The sequence below is a fragment of the Actibacterium pelagium genome (genome assembly GCF_002285415.1).
Lineage (GTDB): Bacteria > Pseudomonadota > Alphaproteobacteria > Rhodobacterales > Rhodobacteraceae > Actibacterium_B > Actibacterium_B pelagium.
In genome coordinates, this window is record NZ_NSBU01000006.1 from 200447 (window position 1) to 223936 (window position 23490).

Below are 23490 nucleotides of genomic sequence, written 5' to 3' on the forward strand. Positions count from 1 at the left end.
GCATGACCTGTCAATGGCTTTGCTGCCCAAGCGATACCCCTTTATTTTGCATGTTCAAGGTCAACTATCGAGCAGCAGGTCAACTTCACGCCGGTATGTCTCGGCCTCTGCAGCCATCCAGTCTCTGAAATCGTTTTGCGTCTTGGAACGAGCCCGACCTCGCAGCGAGACAAGCCGGTAGGAAAACTCTGATCGCGTCGCAGATTTGCCCCCAAAAGGCATGACCATAGAACCTTCGGTAAGGGTTGAGAACGACTCAACCATTCCACACAAGACGAGCCCCAATCCTTCCTTTGCTCCCCTCAGACCGGAACTAAGGCGAGGAAACTCTGGAATGGCTGATCGCTCTTCGTGCTCAAACCCGTATTTTTTGCCCCAGTTTTCCCAATTCAGCCAACCGGGATCGGTTGTCTCTTCTTTGACATGAATGAGTGGAACGCCAGTGAGCGATTTGGTGCTCTCCGACAGGCCGTATTGCGCCGCAAACTCTGGAGTGCAAATCGGCACCACACATCCGTCAAAGAGGAACACGCTCTCTTGTGAGTTGTCAGGCTCTGGACCGAAGCGGATGACAAAATCAAACTCCTCCGATCGCAAGTCGACAAGACGGTGTGTTGTATCAATGCGTAAATCAAACTTATCGCAAATTGCGTAAAAATTCGGTAGGCGCGGCGTTAGCCAGCACTCTGCGATTGCCAAGCTCGTCGACACTGAAAGGCGGTTGTCCAGAACGGGCTCTTTTAACCGTTCCAGAACTGTACCGATGGACCCAAAGCCAGCCGTTAGTTCCGATGCCACGCTAATGGCGGCTTTGGTTGGTATCGCCCCTGAAGGTTTGCGAACAAACAGCTGACATCCAACGTAATCTTCAAGCCCGCGGATTTGCTGCCCAACGGCTGCAGTTGTCACTCCAAGATCATCTGCGGCTGAGCGAAAGCTGCCTGTCCGTAACGCAGCCTCCAACGCGCGTAGTGCATTGAGATGTGAGGTCTTCACCGTCTAAGCCTAAAGTTTGAGTTTATACCTGAAAAGAACAAATGACATGACATTGCTGGAAAATCCATGGAAATTTGGATCATTGGTGATGGTTGCGTCTCACGAAAAAAAGATTTTCTAAATACCATTTGCACCAGGACTAGTGTGAAGACCGAAAAGGGGTCCCATCCGAGTCCGCTGCTTTCCGCGTCGCGCACCGTCCCAGAAGAGACGAGACATCAACTGAGAATAGGAGCTGCTGACATGTGGAATTATTTGAAAGCCAAAAGAAAGGGAGCCATCGGCGCATCAGTCGTGTTTTTTGTCGCTGCTGGAGTGGCGAGTTCGGCTTTGGCGGAGTCAAACGAAGAAAAGATCGCGAGAGCCATGTCGGCCGCACCCTTGGACATCAGCGAGAACGCTACCATCATGGACGTAGACGGGACAATCCTCAGAGAGGGCAGCAACGAGTGGGTGTGCTTGCCAGGTGTCGGCCTCATCCCTGGCGACAAACACCCGATGTGTAACGACCCTGTCTGGATGAGATGGATGGCCGCTGTTGCGTCCGGGTCGGAATTCTCCACCGAGGTCGTGGGCGTTTCATACATGCTTCAGGGCGATGCAATGGTGAATAATGACAATCCAATGGCAACAGATCCCAATGACGGGGGTGTTTGGGTTCAGGATGGGCCGCATCTGATGATGTTATTTCCCAACAAGGACTTGGTTGCGAACTTGCCACGTGATCCCTTTGTCGGCGGCTCCTATGTCATGTGGGGAGACACCCCATTGTGGCATGTCATGTTCCCAGTTGAAGCCAAAGAAAACACCAACTGACCTTTAGCGACAGAGCGGGAGAACGAGATGTCGGTCGAACACATTCAGAAATCAGTTAATGGCGTAATCGCCTACCTCAAAGAGAACCCCAACGAGGCCCTAAGCACCAGCCCACCAATCACCGCTGTCATGGAAAGTGGTTTGCGCTGCAGAGCGACTGGAGACGAAGGTCAATCCATAGTCACCGATATGCCGCAAGCAGTCGGCGGTGGTGGCTCGGCTCCTTCACCCGGCTGGTTATCTCGCGCAGCGCTGGCAACCTGTGACGCAACCAGAATTGCCTTGCGCGCGGCTGAATTGGGCATTGAGCTGGACACGCTCGAGGTCACAACTGACAGCGTGGACGACGACCGAGGACTCTTTGGAGTGGACCCCTCGGTTCGTGCGGGTTCCCTTAGTCTAAGGACACGGGTGAAAATCGGCGCTTCGGGGGTCAGCGATAAAGTCTTATGGGAAATTGTTGACTATGCAGTGACACACTCACCCGTCGCTGACGGATGCCGGCGTGAAACGCCCTCAACATTAGAAGTCAAAATAGCCTGACGGCAAAAAGCAAGGATTGCAGCATCATGAGCACAAAAACTCACGTCAGAGAAGGCGGCTGCACGTGCGGACATGTGCGCTATCAGGTGGAATCAGACCCCCTGATCGTACATGGCTGCCATTGTCGAGGCTGCCAAAAGAACTCTGGCTCCGCCTTTGCGCTCAACGCATTATTTGAAGCCGATCGTGTCAAACTTGTATCTGGTTCAGTTGAGGAAATTACAGTTCCGACGCCAAGTGGAACGGGGCAGGACATCACCCGATGTAAAAGATGCAAAGTTGCGGTTTGGAGCAACTACAACATGGGCGGCCTGCGAAAACACATACGGTTTATTCGTGTTGGCACTCTGAATGATCCTGACCAGTTCCCGCCGGATGTGCACATATACACTGAAACGAAACAACCCTGGGTCATCCTGCCAAGGGCCGATCAAAAGGTAAGCAAGTTCTACAAGTTCGGGGAGACTTGGTCGCCAGCGAGTCTAGAGCGTCTCGCGAAGATCGAAGCATCTGCCGGGATCAAGATTTCCTGAGGTAAAGGCGTCGATTGCGAAAGGAACAAATGTCCGTCATGGCTTCGAAGCAGTATTTCGTCACATCGCCTTAGATCGGCAACTTTGGGTCGTTTTTGACATTTGTTACACCAAACGAGTGGCATTGGAGTGACGTGGTACTGCATGCGAAAGAGTGACAATGTATCCGAACGGCAACCGAGTACCTCGTAACCCGCTCAAAACACGTCGAAAGATATTGAGAAGATTTGGTGGAGCCTAGGGGGTCGAACCCCTGACATCTTGCATGCCATGGACGAAATACATTTGTAAGGTCAGATCAGCTTATTTAATTCAGATGAGCAAAAAGAAAGGTAAATCAAGGTATTGGAAGAGGTGTCTAACAGATTGCAAAGATTGAATTACGCTCAGGTTTGTCGAATTCAGTGGAATTTACAGGCGATGACCGAAAGGTGACAAAACCCTTCGAATTTAAGTCCTATTATAGTCGCTCTCGGCGCAGAGCTGACGTGCTAACATCTAGCAGCGAACGACCGCTTCGAGCCCAACTTACCGAGTTTCTGCAGGATGACGAAAGTCTTGGTCCGGGGCGCCGTTCAAAATGTGAAAAAATTAAAGGCAGCTTAGACAAAGGTTTGTGGCACAATAATTTTCAACGAAACCGTCTATCGCGGCGCTTTTTTATAGAGCCGAACATTATTGAAGCAATCCGGATAACATGCCAAGGCATCGCAACAAAAAGCTCAGGAGTTTTGAGGCCGTCTCTTAATTCTCTAGATTCGTGAACTTCGCCAGCATCTCAAGCGCATTCTTTGACTTGAACTTCGCCAGCAAGCGTGCCCGGACATCTTCCACCGTGCGTGGAGAGAGGCCAAGGAGAATGGCAATTTGTTTGCTGGTTTGTCCTGCGCGCAAGCCCAAGATCACATCCATTTCCCGTGCCGTCAAATCGGGTTTGTCGTTGGTATCTGCAACTTTGGCATAGGTTAGCACTGTTTGCTCTAGCGGGTCGTTGGGATTCATGGCTTGTGCACGAAACCGGCACCAAATCGAACTTCCGTCCGAGCGTCGCAAGAGCCTCATGTCGGAATAGTCTCGACCGTCGCGCAATTCCTTAAGTCCAACATCTCGCACGCGCTCAAACTCTTCATCGCTGGCATAGAAAACTCGGGAGCTTTGGTTGAGCAGCGCTTTTTTGTCGAAGCCCGTAAGCGTACAAAACATCTGATTGCAGGCGCGTATCACCCGCCGTTCGATCAGGGCGATTCCGACTGGCGCGGACTGAAACGCAATTTCGTTGAATGACTGCATGACACGCCATACCGTAAACATACGGTATTGTCACCGTAGTTCTTGAAGCTACGATCACCGAGTTGAAAATCGAAAGGACGCCAAAGCGAAGTGGGGCCGCAACAGTTGAAGGCTACGTAATTTGCTGTGGTGACGGACGCGCAGTAGCCGAAAGTGCGTTTATGTCTGCTTGATGATCCAAAATAACGATCAGGGAGAAAATCATGAAACATCTGCTGCTATCCACAGCGCTCATTATGGCGGCGAACGCTGCCTTTGCAAACACGACAGAGGTCACAGTTGGTCTGCAACTGGAACCACCCCATCTTGATCCAACATCAGCGGCTGCTGGCGCGATTGACCAAGTTCTCTATTCAAACGTTTTTGAGGGTCTCACCCGATTTGGGCCAGACGGTTCCGTGAATGCGGGACTGGCGGAAAGCTGGGACATTTCGGAAGATGGTTTGACCTATACGTTCAAGCTGCGGTCTGGTGTCACGTTCCACGACGGCACAAGCTTTGGATCCGAAGACGTTGTCTTTTCGCTCGACCGCGCCCGCGCCGAAGACTCTACGAACGCGCAGAAAGCCCTCTTTGCGGGTATCGAGAGCGTCGAGGCGGTAGATGCGACGACAGTCAAAGTCACGTTGAAATCACCGCAGGGTAACTTCCTTTTCAATATGGCCTGGGGTGACGCGGTCATCGTGGCCGAAGAAAGCATCGCCGACATCAAATCCAATCCTGTCGGCACAGGTGCTTTCCGCTTTGGCGACTGGAAGCAGGGCGACAGCATCACTTTGACGCGCAACGCGGATTATTGGGGCGATGCAGCAGCGCTGGAGAGCGCAACGTTCAAGTTCATTTCTGAGCCGACAGCCGCATTCGCGGCAATGATGGCGGAAGATATCGATGCCTTCTACAGCTATCCAGCTCCTGAAAATCTTGCGCAATTCGAGGCCGACCCGCGTTTCACGGTGCTTGCGGGGAACACCGAAGGGGAAACCATTCTTGCCATCAACAACAAGATGGAACCCTTTAATGATGTCCGCGTCCGTAAAGCGGTCAGCATGGCAATCGACCGTCAGGCGATTATTGATGGAGCCATGTTCGGTTACGGAACGCCAATTGGATCGCATTTCGCGCCACACCATCCGGACTATATTGATCTGACCGGCAACGCGCCATTTGATCCGGAAGCGGCCAAAGCATTGCTGGCAGAGGCTGGCTATCCGGATGGATTTACAACAACGCTGAAGCTGCCGCCGCCGTCTTATGCACGCCGAGGGGGCGAGATCATCGCTGCACAGTTGCGCGCCATCGGGGTCGAGACAGAGATCAGCAATCTTGAATGGGCGCAGTGGCTGGAGCAAGCGTTCAGAGGTTATGACTATGGCCTGACGATTGTCAGCCACACCGAGCCGATGGATATCGGTATTTATGCCCGAGCAGAGTACTACTTCCAGTACGACAATGCCGACTTCCAGGCGTTGATCGACAAGCTCTCGGTAGAAACTGATCCGGCGATGCGTTCCGACCTTCTCAAGCAAGCGCAAACCACCATTTCCGAAGACTACGTCAACGGCTACCTGTTCCAGTTGGCTTTGACATCTGTGGTGAACGCGAAGCTTAACGGCTTCTGGAAGGACGCGCCCACGCAGGCCGTTGATCTAACAGCCGTGTCCTGGTCTGAATAGTCCGCACCAGATGCTTCCGTATCTCATAAAAAGACTTGGCTCGCTCATTGTCTCGCTACTTGTAGCGAGCCTAGTCATCTTTGCCTGCATCGAGGTTGTACCCGGTGATCCGGCGTCCTTTATGCTGGGCATTAATGCTCAGCCCGACACGGTGGATGCCCTCCGCGAAGAGCTGGGGCTAAATCAAACGATCGCACAGCGGTACATGTCCTGGATTACTGGCCTGCTAACAGGCGATATGGGGACATCTTATACTTACCGCTCTCCGGTTTCGGACATTGTTGCCGACCGTCTACAAGTGTCGTTGCCACTTGCGCTTTATGCCTTGGCATTGACGGTTTTGGTGGCGTTCCCGGTTGGCGTTTTGGCCGCTGCGCGGCGTGGGTCGGCTACTGATCTTTCGGTGATGGGTGTCACGCAGCTTGGCATCGCCGTTCCCAATTTCTGGTTCGCCATTCTGATGGTGATCGTGTTTGCTATCAATCTAGGCTGGTTTTCGGCTGGCGGTTTTCCGGGATGGGACGCGGGCTTTTTTGCGGGGCTAAAAGCCCTGACGCTACCCGCAGTGGCCTTGGCTCTGCCGCAAGCGTCAATCCTTGCCCGTGTGATGCGGTCCTCGCTATTGGATACGCTATCAGAAGACTACATTCGAAGCGCGCGCGCGAAGGGATTAACGAAACGGCAGGTCATGTGGCGCCATGCGTTGCGAAATGCCATGATCCCTGTGCTCACCATCATCGGCCTTCAGTTTTCCTTCCTGCTGGCAGGGGCCATTATCATCGAAAACGTGTTCTTCTTGCCGGGTCTTGGAAGGCTGGTCTTTCAAGCGATCACACAGCGCGATCTCATCGTTGTTGAAAGTGTCGTGATGCTGCTGGTGTTCGCCGTGATTCTTGTCAATTTTCTCGTGGACCTCGCTTACGCTTGGGTCGATCCGCGACTGAGGGCGCGTTCATAACAATGGCTGAAACTGGATTTCTCAAGAGCGCAGTGCGCTCGCGCAACCTGATGCTTGGTTTGGCTCTGACGTCCGTCTTTGCGATTGCCGCATTGGTATCGCTGATATGGACACCCTACGATGTCACCGTTCTGGACATCGCGTCAAAGCTCAAATCCCCCTCGGCTGAGCATCTGTTTGGAACAGATCATTTTGGCCGCGACACGTTTTCGATGGTTATGGTCGGCGCTCAGACATCCATCGCTGTTGCCTTCATTGCTGTTGGCATTGGCATCGGCCTTGGAGTTCCGCTAGGTCTGGCCGCAGCTGCCAATCGCGGGGGGTGGCTCGACGAAGTGATTATGCGTGGGAACGATCTTGTTTTCGCGTTCCCGTCCCTTCTGATTGCCATCATGATCACAGCCGTCTTTGGCCCCTCTGCTGTGAACGCCATCATTGCCATTGGTATCTTCAATATCCCGGTGTTTGCGCGCCTTAGCCGGGGTGCTGCATTGCCGCTTTGGACCCGCGAGTTCATTTTGTCGGCGCGCGTTGCAGGAAAGGGGGCGACGCGTATCTCTGCTGAGCACATCCTGCCCAACATCACAAACCTGCTGATCGTTCAGGGCACAATACAGTTCTCGCTGGGTATCCTTGCTGAAGCCGGTCTGAGCTATGTTGGCCTTGGTGCACAGCCACCGACTCCGAGTTGGGGCCGGATGCTTGCCGAAAGCCAGACGCTCATCTCAATCGCACCGCATCTGGCATTGTTTCCCGGTTTTGCAATTCTATTGACCGTATTGGGATTGAACCTCGCTGGCGACGGTCTCCGCGATCTTTTGGATCCTCGTATACGGAGGACTGGACGATGAGCCTATTGAGCATTCAAGATCTGTCGCTATCCATTCACGGCACACCGATCCTAGACCGCGTTTCAATTGACATTGAGCCCGGCGAAGTCTGTGGCGTGATCGGAGAAAGCGGGTCAGGCAAATCGCTGACTGCGTTCTCTGTCATGCAGCTCTTGCCAGACGGCGCGGTCTGTTCGGGAGCAATTCGCTTGGCTGGCACAGACATCTTGCAAGCCGATGAGCAAGCCTTGTGTAATATGCGTGGCAAGACCGTCGGGATGGTGTTTCAAGAGCCTATGACCGCACTTAATCCAGTGCAAACCATCGGGCAGCAAGTGGCCGAGACGATCCGCATTCACCGGAAAACCTCGCGCGCCGAGGCCATGGCGCTGGCCGCTGAGAGCCTCGCTCGGTGCGAGCTTCCCCAGGATCGCTTTCCTCTTTCCCGCTATCCCCATGAATTGTCAGGTGGACAGAGGCAAAGGGTGGTCATCGCTATGGCAATTGCCTTGCGACCCAAGCTCTTGATTGCGGACGAACCCACGACCGCACTCGATGTGACTACCCAGGCAGAGATCCTCAGCCTCTTGAAGCAGCTGGTCACCGAAGACGGCATGGGGCTGATGCTGATCACGCATGATTTGGCGGTTGTGACAGATATCGCTGACCACATTGTTATCATGAAAACCGGTGAGGTTGTGGAGCGCGGCAGGGCCGAGACGCTTCATCGGGAGATGCAGCATCCCTACACCAAGGCGCTCTTTGAGGCATCAACCCATCAACCTGAAACCGCAGGACAGATCGAAGACACGGTTTTGCTATCTGTAAAGAACGTCGTTCGGGACTACACCGGAGCGCGCACGTCGCTGTTTGCCAAACCCACGCCGTTTCGCGCGGTCAATGATGTTAGCTTCAACCTTCACAAAGGAGAGTGTTTGGGGCTCGTCGGAGAAAGCGGATGCGGGAAATCGACCCTAACGCGGGCCATCTTGGGCCTAGATGACATTCAGGGTGGGTCGATCAAATTGAACGGGCTGGATGTTCACGCGGATGAATCCGCACGGCAGCAGATGCAAGTGGTGTTTCAAGACCCGTATGGATCTTTCAATCCGCGGCATAAAGTCGGGCGCTTGGTTTCTGAACCCTTTTTCCGATTGGGGCGGCAGGCGACAGATGATGAGATCGCGGACAGTCTAATTTCTGTTGGTCTCAAGGCGACAGATCAGGACAAGTACATTCATGAATTCTCCGGCGGGCAACGACAACGTATCGCCATTGCCCGTGCTTTGATCATCAAGCCGGACCTTATCATTCTTGACGAAGCCGTTTCGGCGCTCGACGTTTCGATACGCGCGCAGATACTTGACCTATTGGCAGAGCTTTCTTCTGAACGCGGTCTGACCTATCTGTTCATTACCCATGATCTGACAGTCGTGAAGGCCATCGCTGATCGCGTGTTGGTCATGCAAGGTGGCCAAATTATCGAGCAAGGCGAGACCGAGACTGTCTTCAGCGCACCACAACAGGACTATACAAAAAAACTGATTGCGGCTGCGCCCGAACTCCCCTCTTTGGAAGGTGTTAGCGCATGACCAAGGTTCTTTGGCGACTGAGTGCTGTCGAGATTTCGCAACGAACGCAATCAGGCGACCTGTCTGTAGAAGACGTCACAAAATCGCACATCGATAGGATGAACGCGATCAATCCGCAGCTGAACGCGGTGGTCGAAGATCTTAGCGAGGCGGCTCTCGAAAGGGCATGTTCTTTGGACGCCAAGAGAGCAGCGGGGGCTGATCTAGGACCCCTCCATGGGGTCCCGGTGACGATCAAAATAAATGTCGATCAGGCCGGTTCTGCGACGTCGAACGGTGTGACGGCATTCAAAGACATGATTGCAAAGCAAGATGCGCCGCTCGTTGCCAACCTGCTGCGCGCAGGTGCGGTTGTGATCGGGCGGACGAATACCCCAGAATTTTCGTTCCGCGCGGATACCGACAATCCGCTACATGGCAGGACACACAATCCTTGGGGGCCGCATGCCTCCCCCGGTGGGTCATCTGGCGGTGCTGGTGCCGCTGTGATGGCAGGTATTGGTGCCCTTGCGCATGGCAATGACATCGGCGGCTCGCTTCGGTTCCCTGCCTATGCGACAGGGGCCGTGACGATAAAGCCGGGCCTTCATCGGGTGCCTGCGTGGAATCCAAGCCAAAAGGTGGAGAGGGGTGCTCTCATTCAAATGATGTCAGTTCAAGGGTTTATCGCGCGATCCGTAGACGATTTGGAGCTTGGCATGCTGACAGCGGTGCAGCCAGGAGCCGGAGATCCCTTTCACGCACCTTTACCTTGGCGAGGAACCCGGCCCGTTGCGCCCATCAAAGTCGCATTCACCAAGAACACCTACGAATTCGATTTGGACCCAGAGGTTTCACGCGCGCTTGATGCTGCAAAATCAGCGCTGATTGACGCGGGCTATGAGGTGGAGGAAGTCGATCTGCCGCTGTTGAGAGACTGTGCACTGGACGGCTACCGCGCATTGCTTACCGAAGTCTCCAAGACGATTGGGCCAGACATTCAATCCCATGGATCGTCAGAGATCAAAGAAATCTTTAAAGAGTATGACCGCCAGTTCCCGCAAATGGATGACGACGAATTCAGCCAAACACTTGCGAAACGAACCCATTATGCGCGCGTCTGGGCGGAGTTCATGGAAACCTACCCATTGGTTCTTACACCGTTTCTTCCGCATCCGATCTTTAGCCCAAACCGCGACTTGGAAGGCGCGGAGGGCGTACGTGATGTTCTGGGTGCGGCGCTTTACTCCTACTCGATGAATTTCCTGGGACTCCCCGCGGGCGTTATGTCGACGCATCTTTCCAACCGCGCCAATGCGTTGCAGCCCGTTGGCGTGCAAATTGTTGGTCAACGCTGGCGAGAGGATTTGGTTTGCGACGCTATGCGCGAGATCGAAAAACAGGTGGGCCGGATGTCCGTGCCCCTTTGGGAATTGTTGGACAAACAGGACGTCGAAGATCGACGACATGCGCCTGCATGACGCGACTCCTTTCACAGGACTCCTACCCACGGCGCGTAGGACATTAGGAAGTAGACCATGACACTAACACCAATTGGAATTGCCCCCGATAAATGCATGATCGGCGGCAAATGGGTGCCCGCCATCGGCGGCGAGACGATTACGCTGACTGATCCGTCGGATGGATCGGCGCTTTGCGGCATTGCAAAGGGAGGGGCAGAAGACATCCACCAAGCCGTGCTTGCGGCCGAGACCGCACTGCAAGGCGATTGGGGAAAATCGACGGCGGCTGAGCGTGGGCGTGTCTTGGCACGACTGGGTCAGCTCGTTCTCGACCATACTGAAGAGCTTGCAACGCTCGAAGCAAAGGATGTTGGCAAACCATTAAAGCAGGCACGAGCGGACGTCATCGCACTTGCCCGGTACATGGAGTTCTACGCCGGTGCAGCGGACAAACTGCATGGTCAAACCATTCCCTATCTCGATGGCTATACCGTCTACACTTTGCGAGAACCGCACGGGGTAACGGGCCATATCATTCCCTGGAACTACCCGATGCAGATCATCGGCCGTTCGGTTGGCGCAGCGCTTGCCACCGGCAACGCCTGTGTTTTGAAACCTGCAGAAGAAGCCTGTCTGACTGCATTAGCCTTTGCGCAGCTCGCAAATCGGGCCGGTTTACCTGCGGGAGCTTTGAACGTGGTCCCGGGATTGGGTGCCGAAGCTGGGGCTGCACTGACACGACACAAGGGCGTGAATCATATCTCGTTTACCGGTTCCGTCGGTGTCGGCAAATTGATTCAAAAGACGGCTGCCGACAATGTCGTACCTGTTACGCTGGAGCTGGGGGGCAAATCTCCGCAAGTGGTATTTGAGGATGCGGACCTAGAGGCAGCTTTGCCGTTCCTCGTGAACGCAGGAATTCAAAACGCGGGTCAAACCTGCTCTGCATCGTCGCGTATTCTCGTGCATCAAAGCCTTTATGACGAAGTTCTGGCCAAGATGGCAAAACGCTATGATGCGCTGCGGGCAGGACCGGCTCTGGACGATCTGGATGTGGGCCCATTGGTGTCACATCGCCAGAAGGAAATCGTTGAAGGGTTCCTTGCCAAAGGTGCCGATCTTGAACTTGCAGCGCAGGGCAAGATCGTGGCTGACGCTCCGTCTGGAGGTGCCTTTGTGGCCCCAAGCCTGTTTGCCTGTGCGAACCCCGATCACACGTTGTCGCAAGATGAGATATTTGGCCCAGTGCAAGTCGTCATTCCCTTCAAGGACGAGGACGAGGCGGTCGCCATCGCCAACGGCACGGACTTTGGCCTCGTGGCCAGCTGCTGGACCAAAGATGGTGCACGTCAAATGCGTATGGCGAAGAAGCTGCGTGCTGGCCAGGTCTTTCTCAATAACTACGGTGCAGGAGGCGGAGTCGAACTGCCGTTCGGGGGCACGGGCCTTTCCGGTCATGGCCGCGAAAAGGGGTTCGAAGCGTTGTACGGCTTCACAACCCTCAAAACTGTCGCCGCACTTCACGGATAAGGAATTAAGATGAGACTCAAAGGAAAAACGGCAATCGTCACTGGCGGAGCTTCCGGTTTTGGCGAAGGGATCGTTCGCAAGTTTGTGACAGAAGGCGCAAAGGTTCTCATTGCTGATCTGAACATTGAGGCTGCGCAACAGCTTGCAAACGAATTGGGGTCGGCAACGCAAGCGGTTGAGGCCAACGTCGCAGATGACGGAAGCGTTCAGGCCATGGTGAAAGCTGCTCTGTCTGAATTGGGTGGCATCGACATTCTTGTCAACAATGCAGGCACCACGCATCTGCCTGCACCCATGGAAGAGGTCAGTGAGTCTGACTTTGACAAAGTATTCGCCGTGAATTGCAAATCGGTCTACCTGACGGCTAAGCATATCGTTCCAATTTTCAAAGACCAAAAGGCTGGCGCAATTCTAAATGTTGCTTCGACGGCAGGGGTCAGCCCTCGTCCACGTTTGAACTGGTACAATGCTTCGAAAGGTTGGATGAATAATGCAACCAAAGGCATGGCGGTTGAGCTTGCGCCCGAAGGTGTCCGTGTAAACGCGATCAACCCGGTGGCAGGCGATACGCCGCTTCTCAAAATGTTTATGGGCGAAGATACCCCGGCAGTGCGCGCTAAGTTCCTGTCGACCATTCCGTTGGGCCGTTTCTCTACGCCGGAGGATATGGGCAATGCGGCCTGCTATCTCTGCTCCGATGAAGCCAGCATGGTGACGGGTGTTTGTATGGAGGTCGACGGTGGTCGTTGCATCTAAACTTGCAGCGTCACATGACACCTTGGAATTGCGAACCATTGATCCCTATGACTTGATCCCACGCGTTCTGGATTTTGCGCGAAAAGCGTCGCTTCAGTTCTCAGGGATCAGCTCAGAGAGACTTGCCTGCGGAGAATTCCTAATTGTTTTCGAGTTTGACGCAGGCGGTACAGCAACTTTGGAGACACTGCGCCGTCGTGCCATGCAAATACATTCGGAACTAGAGATCTAGGCATGAGGCTCAGTTCCAAGACGCCCACCATGCGTGTGAAACGGCAGCAAAAATAAACCCAGAGCGCCACATCGACAACGCTATGAGTCGTACGCAGCGATGTGCTTTTATGGGAACCTTGCCAAACGGTCCATGACTGACATCAGTCGACACGCTCTACGCGTCACAAAGTGTGACTGGATGCTATCGGAATACGTATCAATGACTGAGCCCCGTATATCGATCTATCTCCAGATCTATCGCGCCCCGGCATCATAGCGCCCGTTTTTCCAACTGGGCCCGGAAGTCCCGCATCTGCTCACCCTCGGCCCCACCAGTTTACGCGGGGTCGAGTACACCGGTCTTGGCGGTGACACCCTAAGGTTCCTGCTCGTGAGAAAGGCTGCCATCCTGACAGTCGAAACCCTTGGAGACATTCGATGCATTTCGTGTGACTGGCAGCTTTGCGGACGAAGCCGCCGTTTGATGTTGGTGACCTCATGTCTGCTTTCGCGGTATCTCAGGTGACTATGATCCTGCGCGAGTATCAGATTTGACATTGGTCAATGCAACGCAGCCCTTTGCTATAGTCTAAAATTATCGACTTTTTCGACGCGGGATACAAAACGAGAAATGCCAGAGAACATGCATCTTAGTCTTCAAAAAGCGTTAGGGTATTTGATTGGCGGGCTTTGGACAGGTTGGGGCGGACGTACGCGAATAGAAGCCAAGCAACTCCGAAACTTGCGGCACCTCGTGGAGAAGGCGCGTGGTGACTCACCTCTGTTTCGCCGACTATACGCAGAGCTGCCACCAACTGCCGAGATCGAACTTCAAGACTTACCTGTGACCCATAAGCCCGAACTCATGGCAGAGTTCGACGACTGGCTGACAATCCGCTCTCTTCCGCTCGACAAGGCGCGCGAACATCTGCGAGACCTGCGCAAGGTTGGTGTGCCTGTCGACGATGTCGCCGTTTTTCAGACCTCCGGGACTTCGGGCGAACCTGCCGTCATCGTCTTGTCCGAAGCGTTCGTGGAATATGCCTTTGGCATCATGCTGGCACGCTTCGAACGATATCATCGAAAGCTTGTGCGAGACGTCCGAAAACATGGCGACAGGGTGACGATTACCGGCGGGAACGGCCATTTTGCCGGAAACGGCTTCAACAAACTAGTGCAACGTTTGAACCCCCGGCTTGCCAAAGGCTTTGGTGTCACCTTTGTCGAGGCTGAGCAGCCAATTGGTCAGCTTGTCAAAAGACTGAATGCGATTGGGAACGTCGCTTGGATCGTGACATACCCCAGCATGCTGGCCATTCTAGTCAAGGAAAAGGAGGCCAGGCGGCTGCGGATCGAACCGACGTTCATTACCACGGGAGGCGAGACACTCACCGACGATCTCCGCGAACGGGTCGGGCGAGCCTTTCCCTCGCTGAAATACGGCATTGCCGATCCCTATGGGTGCACCGAGTGCTTGGCGCTTTCGTTCGAGTGTAGCCACGGGCGGAAACACGTGAACGAAGATTGGGTTATTCTCGAAGCGGTCGACGAAGCAATGCAACCCGTTCCCGACGGAACGCTGTCTGCGACCGCTCTGCTGACCGTGCTCGCCAACGAGGTTCAGCCCTTCATCCGCTATGATTTGGGTGACTGTATTCGGTTTGACCAGGATGCTTGCCCCTGTGGATCGCCGTTTCGCAGTTTGCATGTCGAGGGACGCCAAGCGACATTGGTTCGCGTAGGCGAGGTGACCTTGTCGCCGCTGATTTTCGATTTTGAGCACGACCAAGCCCAGCGCATCCAGTTGATCCAGACTGGCGAATTCGATTTCGAACTGCGCGTGCAACTGGCAGCGGGTGCGGCGGCGGGGCTTGTTCTTGAGGACGTCATCGGGTCGGTGAAGAAAGTATTTCGCGACAACGGCCTAGATGAAGTCACAGTTCGAGCGAGCACACGACCTCCCGAATTCACCGCAAGCGGCAAATTCCACGAAGTTGTGCCTTTGCGAAACTCTAGCTCACCGTCATGACATATACCGGCAGTCGCCATTAGATCTCTGAGAAAGTGTGTTCTTGGCTTTCCTCTTCCAACTAAAAGGGATTCTTCCCTTCGTCAAAGCCGACATTCGCCGCGGCGCAAAAGACTAGTAAATTGGGCCGAGAGCAGAACTGGTCGCTACGAGCGGGAAGCAGTCATTCGCTGCAAACCATATAAGTGGCCGAATAACGGACGAGGCCGTCTTTTCAACAGTGTCAGTTTTCAGGAGACGCTCAACGAAAATAGAGGATTGTTCGATGCGATCGGTGCGCACTGAACCGCTTTCTCGTGATGCTCACGAACTATCCCTAGCGGAGAGCAAGGTTTTGATCAGCCGGACGATCCGTGATTTTGTCTGCAAAACTGCTTCGAACCAACCACTTCGTCAGCGTACGGCCTAACAGTTCATGACCCGAAAGCAAGATGCGGTCGGAGGCGATTTCAGTTTCGAATGAGGAATGCCCCATCCAAGCCGAGGTAAAGGCGCGCAAGTCGGCATCGATATAAAGATCTACGTCGAATTTGGGGTCCGTAAAGCAAAGATCGGTCTCTTCACCGGGTTTCGAGACCAGCCAGTATTGTGCCTCGCCTTTTCGTGGGTCTCTCAAGATGATCTGGATCACACTTCTACGGCGCGGCAGTTCAAGCTGGTCGATCTTGCGGCGCACGTTCCACATCAGCATTCTGGCATCCAAACTTTGCAGCGACACATCGCTGTCGATGTTGCGGTGCGCCCATTCACCAAGCCCGCGGATCAAAGGTTCAAGCTCGTCGGCAACCGGTGTTGTGAAATACTCTCGATGCGCGCCCGCCTTCGTTTCTCCGCGCCTGATCAGACCGCTGGCCTCCATTTCGCGCAACCGCTTTGTCAAAAGCCCTGGCGACATGCCTGGCACGCCGCGCTGTATCTCGCTGAACCGTGTTGATCCCGACCACATTTCGCATAAAACCAGCATGGTCCAGCGCGGTTCCAGCAGGCTCGCCGCCATCGCAACAGGGCAGAATTTCGGATAATTCACCTCGGACATCGCATCCCTCCTGTCTCTCTATGCCCCGCTACACGCAACCAATCTACTTCAGAAACTATAGTATATTTACTGCAATCGCTGAACTGGATTGGTGCTCCGACAAGATGCGAAAGTCGATCTCAAGGCAGAAAACGCGACCAGAGAGGACTAACCACTCATGCCAGACCAGACCCGATACAGGATCGAAGGCAGCTACTACGAGGCCTGCAACTGCGACGCGATCTGCCCTTGCAGGCGCCAGAACGGCATGGAGGGCGGGCTGTCAACCTATGGCAATTGCGACTTCATTTTGTCCTGGGCGATCCTGAAAGGGCATTCAGGTCAAACGGACCTGTCGGGTCTCGGTGTCTGCATGGCCGGCACCTATGACGATGACGAGGACGGTAGCCTCTGGAGCGTGTTCATTTATGTGGATGAGCATGCAAGCGACGCGCAAATGGCGGCTTTAGCCGAGATCTTTCAGGGTCAAGCCGGGGGCAACATCCTGTTCACCGGCAACATTTCCAAGGTCTTCGGCGTCAAGCGAGCTAGGATCGCGCTGGACCACACCAAAGGCCATGAAACTATTGCAGTCGGTGGGATCGGCGCGGCGCGGGTCGATGAATACGTGGATTTCCACGGCACAGTTTCCTGCGGCATCCCGGGACACGAGCACCCCGGAAAGGAAAGTGTTTCAAGCCTCAGTATCAAGGACGGACCGTTGGAATGGGACTATAAAGAACGCTGCGGTTTTTCCACCGACTTTGCCTATTGGTCATGAGGGATAGCGCCATGACACGGTCGGGATTTCACTTATTCCAGTTTGCAGCTTTCACCGCCCTTTTGTGGGCGCTGGTCCTGTGGTCCACAAACAATATGGACCAGCCCATCGTGAAACTCATGATGCCCATGCACAGCGGCTGGAACACCATGCAGGTGTTCTTTGTCTGGGTCATGTGGGCCGTGATGATGGCGGCGATGATGCTACCCTCGGCCTGGCCGATGGTGCGATCCTACCAACGGATCGTTAAGCGCAAAGGGCAAGCGCATGGCGTCTGGGCTTTTGTCGCGGCCTATCTTGTTGTCTGGAGCCTTTTCAGTTTGGGCGCAACACTTACGCAATGGGCACTACAGGCAAACGGGGTGCTGAGCCATATGCTGGTCGTCAAGGACAAGACCGTCGCCGGTTGCCTCTTGGTCATAATCGGCATCTTCCAGTGGACACCCCTTAAGGATATATGCCTCAATACCTGCCGCACACCGGCTGGATTTTTCACTAGTGACTGGCGAGACGGCACCAAAGGCGCGTTTCACATGGGGCTGCGCCACGGGGTATTTTGCGTCGGATGCTGTTGGGGGTTGATGTCGCTTCTCTTCGTCGTCGGGGTGATGAACCTAACGGCAATCGCACTGCTTACTGCCTCTGTGATCGCGGAAAAAACACTGCCCCAAGGCATTTTTTTAGCCCACATCGGAGGGAGCGCACTAATCCTTTGTGGCGGATTAATTTTTATCGGCTCGGCATAGATACTCTTAGGGAAATCCGACCTTCGCTAATCTCGGCCAAATGCCTAAAATGGGCTCTAAGCCGCATTTCGGAGCAAAACTGTTGGAGGTCTGCTTTTGGCCGGTAGCAGAACTGGTCGCTACGGGCGGAAAGCCGAGGCTCGCTGCGTTCGAGCCCAAGGTCGGCAGTGCGGACTAGGCTGACCTTCGATTGCTACGCAACCAGAATCAACAGGGCGCCGAAATACCACCTACTTAGATGGCCACAACTAGTTAGCCTGACGGCGCAAGAACGCAATGACGTCGGCGACGTCTTGTGGAGTGCGGGCTTCTTCGAAGACCATCCGGGTGCCCGGCGCAGTCGTCATTGGATGGCGAATAAACCCATAGAGGCGCTCCTCGGTCCATTCACCCCCCATTGCGCTCAGGCTGGTGGTGTATTCGAAGTCAGGAAATGAGGCGATGGCGCGGCCGATTACGCCCATCAAGGGCGGCCCGGGGTTTGGATGGCTGGGATCCGGCTGGCCTTCGGTCAACATGTGACAACGTCCGCATTTGATCGCAATCTCCGCGCCTGCAATTGGGTCGCCTGAAGCGATAACTCCTTCGGGCGGCGGGGTTACGCGCGGGCCTGCTCCTGCGTCGCGCAAGAGGTCCGCAATGTCAGTGTGGCGGCGATACTTAGCAATATGCAGCGCGGTGAACTCACCTTCACCCCAAGCCGAGCCATGCGCATTGAACGCCACGGAATTGACATCAGCTCCGACCTCAATCAGCACACTCGCAACCTCAGTCCGCCCGCTATAGGCTGCTATGTGGAGCGGCGTCTTTCCGTCCTTGTCGCGAACATCGACGTCCGCGCCTTTGGACACTAACAGGCGGGTCTGCTCGGGTAAGCCGCGCTGCGCGGTGGCGTGCAGCGGTGACCCGAGTGCGTCTGTGAGACGGTTGATGTCCGCCCCCTCCGCGATCAGCAGTTCGGCAACCGCATCGTGCTTGTTTAGGATCGCCCAGTGGAGCGGCGTCCCAAAACTGTCCGCCGCATTGATATCTGCGCCATTTTCCAGAAGCACTGTAGCGTTAGCCATATCGCCTGTCTTGGCAGCATCATGAAGTGGGTCTGCGTAGGCTAGATGACCGCCAAGGATGGCGACACAAAGCCCAAATGAAGAAAAAAACTTGCTCATGCATCCCCCAATTCTTTTGAATCAGATGTCTTAGTCTATCATGAATTTTACGCACTCAAGACATGGACAGATCGGGCTCGAAGTAGGCATTCGCCGCGAAGGGCACGAATGGCAGCTCACGATCGGAATCTGACCCAAGAATTTTAACAAATCGGCGTTTTTTCACCCAATGGTCATAACCACCAAAAATGACGAAATTCGTCTAAAACTCCCAAAGCCAAACCTTATACCCTGAGCGCTGTGCGTTCTTAGAACGTCAAATTAGGTTCGTTTAAATCCAGTCTCGTATACTTTCCTGAACTGGCCGCACAAATGTATTTCGTCCATGGCACGCGAGATGTCAGGGGTTCGACTCCCTAGGCTCCACCAAATCTTCCAAATATCTTTTGGCATGTTTTGAGCGGGTTACGAGGTAGCCGGTTACCGTTCGGATACGTTGTCACTTTTTGCATGCAGTCCCCGGTCACTCCTGTGTCACTCGCTCGGTGCGACCAATGTCAGAAAACGGCCCAAAGCGGAACTTCACGTCCCTCGCAGCGAACGACCGCTTCGAGCCTAATGCCGACCCACTGCAGTGTAGAGCGGTTACTTCGCTCTGCTCAGAGTGCACTAGATCCCAGACTGCGCGGTCAATCTCAGGTCAAAAAACTGATTACCCGCCTTGGACACCTGCCACATTCACATAGAGCGCATAAACTGATTGAGAGGCTGCCATGAAAAGCCGACTGTTGGCGCGTCCGCCAAAACAGAGATTGGCGCACCGTTCAGGCAAAGCGATGCGCCCGATGGGCTTGCCGTCCGGCGCAAAGATCATAACTCCATCCAAATCGGGATCGCCCATGCCCCAGCCGCACCACAGGTTACCATCCACGTCACATCGCATTCCGTCAGGAGTACCGGAGCCTGCGTCGATCAGTACACGCTTATTCGACAAGGTGTGTCCATCTTTGCCAACGTCGTAAGCCAAGATTTTTCGGGTCGGAACGCCGCGCGATTCAACGATATAGAGAATGCTCTCATCCGGTGAAAAGCAAAGGCCATTCGGTCCAAGGATGTCGTCCGCCACGACTATCGCGTCGCCCGTTTCAGGATCGAGGCAATAGACGTTCTGTCCGATTTCAGGCGCGGATTTGTAACCCTCATAGTTGCCAAGAATTCCGAAGACCGGGTCCGAAAACCAGATCGTACCATTAGACTTCACAATAATGTCGTTGGGCGAATTCAACCGCTTGCCCTCAAAGCTATCCATCAGCGTGGTGATCGTGCCGTCATACTCAGTCCGAGTGATCCGACGTCCCCCGTGTTCGCATGAAACAAGGCGGCCCTGTCGGTCCCGGGTATGCCCATTCGCGAAATTCGACGGGGACCTAAATTCACTGACCTGACCCGTTTCTTCGTTCCAGCGCATGATCCTGTTGTTAGGAATGTCGCTCCAAAGAAGGTGACGGGCATCGCCAAACCAAACTGGTCCTTCTGACCAGCGCATCCCAGTCGCCAATCTTTCGACACCCGCCAAAGGAAGGCGGTAAGCATCAAAGGCCGGGTCGATCGATTGAACCGCAGGATCAGGATAACGGGTTGTCGGCTCCCAGCCGTTTGGAAATAGATCGTGGTCGCTCATCCTGATTTCTCCTGAGGCTGGCATCTTGAATGCAATAGAACCAAGTTCGGCTGGCGAACTCGAACGGTATAGGTTGTCGTACAATGAAAGTATTGCAAAGGGCAGACTGAACTCAATTGCAGGTTCTGTTCTTCAAGCTGATCATAGTTATCGCGCGTTAATCCCTAAAGGCAGTTTTGTCCCGCTCTCCCGCCCTTCAATTACTCATCACCAAACGACTGCTTTCAAAAAGTGCCCCCTTTTATAGATGTCCCGCCACCGATGCATCGGACAGAAATTGGGGCGGAATTGCGGTTTGGTCATTTTCTATGCGAAGGTTCGAATCTGTAAAAAAGCAGAGCGACCTACGTGATGTCCGGTGTCAGTGCCAAAGGGACAGCTTATGTGAGTTTGATTAGGGAGGGTTTCGGATGATTCCGACGACAATAGCGGGGAGCCTGCCGAAGCCAAGTTGGCTTGCGGAGCCGGAAAAGCTTTGGGCGGCATGGCAGCTGGAAGGCGATCAACTGATCGAAGGGCAGCAGGATGCAGCCCTATGCTGGCTCAAGATTCAAAGTGAGGCCGGGATCGACATTCAGTCCGACGGCGAGCAGTTCCGGAAGCACTTTGTCCACGGTTTCCTTGAGGAGATTGACGGCATCGACTGGAGCCTGATGACGACCATGGGCATCCGCGACAATCGCTATGATGCCTCGGTGCCTACGGTGACTGCGGAAGTCAGACGGAAAAAGTCGGTGCACGGAGACAGCGCAAAGTTCCTTCGCAAGCATACGACGTCTCAGCTGAAGTTCACGCTGCCGGGGCCAATGACGATTTGTGACACGATTGCAGATAAGCACTATGGCGAGCGTTCGAAAATGGCGATGGCCTTCGCTGAGCTTCTGAACGAAGAAGCATTGGGGCTTGAGGCGCTCGGCGTCGACGTGATCCAGTTCGATGAGCCTGCTTTCAATTCCTTCATGCATCTTGTGCCTGAATGGGGCGTCGACTGTCTTCACCGCGCCATACAAGGCCTGAAATGCAAGACAGCCGTTCACATTTGCTACGGATACGGAATCAAACAGAATATCGATTGGAAAGACACGCTTGGCGATGAATGGCGGCAGTATGAAGAATTCTTCCCCGCCCTGAATTCAAGCCGTATCGATCAGGTTTCATTGGAATGCGCAGATTCCCATGTCCCACTTTCGGTGATGTCTCAGTTGAAGGACAAAGAGGTTCTTGTCGGGGCGATCAACGTTGCAACAAACGAAATCGAAACACCGGAAAAAGTCGCTTCGACCCTTCGGGCAGCGATGGAGTTTGTAGATCCGGAAAGGCTAAACGCTTGTACGAACTGCGGGATGGCGCCGCTGCCTCGCAGTGTTGCTGAAGGCAAACTTCATGCCTTGGGGCAAGGGGCTGAGATCATTCGAAAAGAGCTTGCAGGTCGCTAGTCACTAACAATCGGCAGCCAAGTCGTCAAAGACGGTTTGGCCCCGCATAGCGTTCATTCAAATGGTCAACCCGTTCCATCGCGCAGCGAAGGCTTGCTTCGGGCTCAAAGCGGGTTCGATTCAACAGCTGGTGTCTTTCCGTCCCATTGGGTGGACTAGGTAAACCCCTGAGTGTGAAGGCACACAGTCGAGTTTCCCATAAGCGTCTGAAGCTAGGAAACGATGAGGCTTGAGCGAATGATTAATGGATTGCTGGGAGAGGCGGCCTCTATGTTGTTTGTTCGAACGAGGATCGTAAACAGAATGGGCAAAATCAAGTTTTCTGCAGTAAGATGACGAAGTGTTCAGGGGGGGGCAATCTGCACACACATTGGCAGGCTTTAATTGGTCTGACTACGCCGAAAAACGCTCCCCGCGGACAATGGACAAATTCAATATGGGAAAGAAGGGGCTCAACTTGGGAAAGTCGGTTCACTCAACAAACAGCAACGCCGAATACCTGTTTTTGGTGAACCCAAGCTCCGGCAAGGCCAGCATTCAAAAAAAGAGGGACCTTGTTTCGAAGGTATCAAGGCATTCGAACGCAATCACACTGATTAGCGAGTCCGAAGATCACGCTTCACAACTTGCCAAAGATGCGATGCTAGAGGGGCGTATTGTAGTCGCATGTGGTGGTGATGGGTTGCAAAATATTGTTGCACAACAGGCTATTGATACGGGCGGCGTGATGAGTGTCTTGCCATTTGGGCGGGGGAATGACTTTGCAGCTTCGATGCAAATTCGGTCCTTCAGAGACACAGAGCTGGCGATCAAGAACGGCGTTGTCCAACATGCCCGATACGTAAACGTAGAGTTTTCGGACTATTCGAGGATTTGTCTGACCTGTGCAGGAGTTGGCTTGCTTAGCGATGCCAGCCTCCGGGCCTCTAGGTTGCCATTGCTCAAAGGGAAAGCTCTTTACACCGTCGCAGCCCTGATCAGTTTGATGAAGCTGAAATGCCATAGGTACACGTTGTCTTTCGACGATGTTGAATTGCAAAAAGAGTTATTGATCTTGGTTGGGGCGGCATCTGAATGCACTGGTGGCGGGGTCCGCATTGCCCCTGACGCCAAGTCAGAACCTGATCGGTTAAACGTTCTGTTTGCAACAAGCCAAGGCAGAACCTCGGCTATAAAACTCTTAGTGAAAGCCCTCTCTGGCAAACATCTGGCCCATGACAAAGTGGAGAGCAATTTCCATGAGCGGTGCCGCATTGCATGTGAGAACGACAATTATGGGGCTTCGTTGGTCTACGGAGACGGAGAGTATCTGGGCGTCCTTCCAGCAAGTCTGCAAATTGGTAACAAGCCTCTTCGTGTGCTTGTCCCAAATGCGAATGCATAGGAAATCCAATTGTGCAGCTGGTTTGCTAAGTGTTCTAACCAACCTGCGTGCAGCTAAAGCCGATACCTAAGCCCAAGTAAATCGACAACGTCAGCCTATCCAAAAGTATGGCTCGCCATCCCGATGCTGCTTTGATTCAG

Annotated in this window: 20 protein-coding genes; 15 read left to right on the plus strand and 5 right to left on the minus strand. The window is 54.0% G+C overall.

Features of this window, described 5'->3' with window-relative positions:
* Positions 1–60: 60 nt before the first annotated feature.
* Positions 61–996: a LysR substrate-binding domain-containing protein gene (locus CLM58_RS07830; protein ID WP_095595383.1), complete on the minus strand. Its 936-nt coding sequence runs from the start codon at positions 994–996 to the stop codon at positions 61–63.
* A 66-nt stretch (positions 997–1062) separates the two neighbouring features.
* Here CLM58_RS07830 and CLM58_RS07835 point away from each other — a divergent pair, with 66 nt between their 5' ends.
* The 3 genes from CLM58_RS07835 to CLM58_RS07845 are packed head-to-tail and all read left to right on the plus strand — an operon-like array spanning position 1063 to position 2888.
* Positions 1063–1812 carry a hypothetical protein gene (locus tag CLM58_RS07835; protein ID WP_229666224.1) on the plus strand — a complete coding sequence of 250 codons (750 nt, stop codon included), beginning with the start codon at positions 1063–1065 and terminating at the stop codon, positions 1810–1812.
* Between the two features lie 27 nt (positions 1813–1839).
* On the plus strand, positions 1840–2355 hold the full coding sequence (locus CLM58_RS07840) for an OsmC family protein (protein ID WP_095595384.1): 516 nt from the start codon (positions 1840–1842) through the stop codon (positions 2353–2355).
* Between the two features lie 26 nt (positions 2356–2381).
* Positions 2382–2888: a GFA family protein gene (locus tag CLM58_RS07845; RefSeq protein WP_095595385.1), complete on the plus strand. Its 507-nt coding sequence runs from the start codon at positions 2382–2384 to the stop codon at positions 2886–2888.
* A 744-nt stretch (positions 2889–3632) separates the two neighbouring features.
* Here the strand turns inward: CLM58_RS07845 and CLM58_RS07850 are convergent.
* Entirely contained in the window at positions 3633–4178 is a 546-nt protein-coding gene (locus CLM58_RS07850) for a PAS and helix-turn-helix domain-containing protein (RefSeq protein WP_095595386.1), read from the minus strand.
* Between the two features lie 203 nt (positions 4179–4381).
* Between CLM58_RS07850 and CLM58_RS07855 the strand changes: the two genes are divergently transcribed.
* From CLM58_RS07855 to CLM58_RS07890, 8 genes are all read left to right on the plus strand, one after another.
* On the plus strand, positions 4382–5851 hold the full coding sequence (locus tag CLM58_RS07855; RefSeq protein WP_095595387.1) for an ABC transporter substrate-binding protein: 1470 nt from the start codon (positions 4382–4384) through the stop codon (positions 5849–5851).
* A gap of 10 nt (positions 5852–5861) precedes the next feature.
* Positions 5862–6809 carry an ABC transporter permease gene (locus tag CLM58_RS07860; RefSeq protein ID WP_095595388.1) on the plus strand — a complete coding sequence of 316 codons (948 nt, stop codon included), beginning with the start codon at positions 5862–5864 and terminating at the stop codon, positions 6807–6809.
* A gap of 2 nt (positions 6810–6811) precedes the next feature.
* Positions 6812–7660, plus strand: coding sequence for an ABC transporter permease (locus tag CLM58_RS07865; RefSeq protein ID WP_095595389.1), 849 nt, complete (start codon positions 6812–6814; stop codon positions 7658–7660).
* Positions 7657–9231 (plus strand): ABC transporter ATP-binding protein, encoded by a 1575-nt coding sequence (locus CLM58_RS07870; protein ID WP_095595390.1) that lies wholly within the window; start codon positions 7657–7659, stop codon positions 9229–9231. Before CLM58_RS07865 ends, CLM58_RS07870 begins: the two co-directional genes overlap by 4 nt.
* Positions 9228–10691 (plus strand): amidase family protein, encoded by a 1464-nt coding sequence (locus CLM58_RS07875; RefSeq protein WP_095595391.1) that lies wholly within the window; start codon positions 9228–9230, stop codon positions 10689–10691. Before CLM58_RS07870 ends, CLM58_RS07875 begins: the two co-directional genes overlap by 4 nt.
* 57 nt (positions 10692–10748) lie before the next feature.
* On the plus strand, positions 10749–12203 hold the full coding sequence (locus tag CLM58_RS07880) for an aldehyde dehydrogenase family protein (RefSeq protein WP_095595392.1): 1455 nt from the start codon (positions 10749–10751) through the stop codon (positions 12201–12203).
* 9 nt (positions 12204–12212) lie between these two features.
* Positions 12213–12959, plus strand: coding sequence for an SDR family oxidoreductase (locus CLM58_RS07885; protein WP_095595393.1), 747 nt, complete (start codon positions 12213–12215; stop codon positions 12957–12959).
* Between the two features lie 967 nt (positions 12960–13926).
* Positions 13927–15201: an AMP-binding protein gene (locus tag CLM58_RS07890; protein WP_233133020.1), complete on the plus strand. Its 1275-nt coding sequence runs from the start codon at positions 13927–13929 to the stop codon at positions 15199–15201.
* A 316-nt stretch (positions 15202–15517) separates the two neighbouring features.
* On the opposite strand, the gene CLM58_RS07895 is transcribed toward CLM58_RS07890, so the two are convergent.
* A complete protein-coding gene (locus tag CLM58_RS07895) occupies positions 15518–16237 on the minus strand; it encodes a winged helix-turn-helix transcriptional regulator (RefSeq protein WP_095595394.1) in 720 nt (239 codons plus the stop codon).
* A gap of 157 nt (positions 16238–16394) precedes the next feature.
* On the opposite strand from CLM58_RS07895, the gene CLM58_RS07900 reads away from it, so the two are divergent.
* Together CLM58_RS07900 and CLM58_RS07905 are read left to right on the plus strand one after the other, a co-directional pair.
* Positions 16395–16997 carry a DUF1326 domain-containing protein gene (locus tag CLM58_RS07900; RefSeq protein WP_095595395.1) on the plus strand — a complete coding sequence of 201 codons (603 nt, stop codon included), beginning with the start codon at positions 16395–16397 and terminating at the stop codon, positions 16995–16997.
* Positions 16998–17008: 11 nt separating this feature from the next.
* Positions 17009–17743 (plus strand): DUF2182 domain-containing protein, encoded by a 735-nt coding sequence (locus CLM58_RS07905; protein ID WP_158221875.1) that lies wholly within the window; start codon positions 17009–17011, stop codon positions 17741–17743.
* Positions 17744–17991: 248 nt separating this feature from the next.
* Here the strand turns inward: CLM58_RS07905 and CLM58_RS07910 are convergent, their stop codons facing one another.
* Positions 17992–18909, minus strand: a complete 918-nt coding sequence (locus CLM58_RS07910) for an ankyrin repeat domain-containing protein (protein ID WP_095595397.1) — start codon at positions 18907–18909, stop codon at positions 17992–17994.
* 652 nt (positions 18910–19561) lie between these two features.
* Positions 19562–20530 (minus strand): SMP-30/gluconolactonase/LRE family protein, encoded by a 969-nt coding sequence (locus CLM58_RS07915; RefSeq protein ID WP_095595398.1) that lies wholly within the window; start codon positions 20528–20530, stop codon positions 19562–19564.
* Between the two features lie 410 nt (positions 20531–20940).
* Here CLM58_RS07915 and CLM58_RS07920 point away from each other — a divergent pair, with 410 nt between their 5' ends.
* Together CLM58_RS07920 and CLM58_RS07925 are read left to right on the plus strand one after the other, a co-directional pair.
* Positions 20941–21966 (plus strand): methionine synthase, encoded by a 1026-nt coding sequence (locus tag CLM58_RS07920; protein ID WP_095595399.1) that lies wholly within the window; start codon positions 20941–20943, stop codon positions 21964–21966.
* 421 nt (positions 21967–22387) lie between these two features.
* Positions 22388–23350 carry a diacylglycerol/lipid kinase family protein gene (locus tag CLM58_RS07925; protein WP_095595400.1) on the plus strand — a complete coding sequence of 321 codons (963 nt, stop codon included), beginning with the start codon at positions 22388–22390 and terminating at the stop codon, positions 23348–23350.
* Positions 23351–23490: the final 140 nt, after the last annotated feature.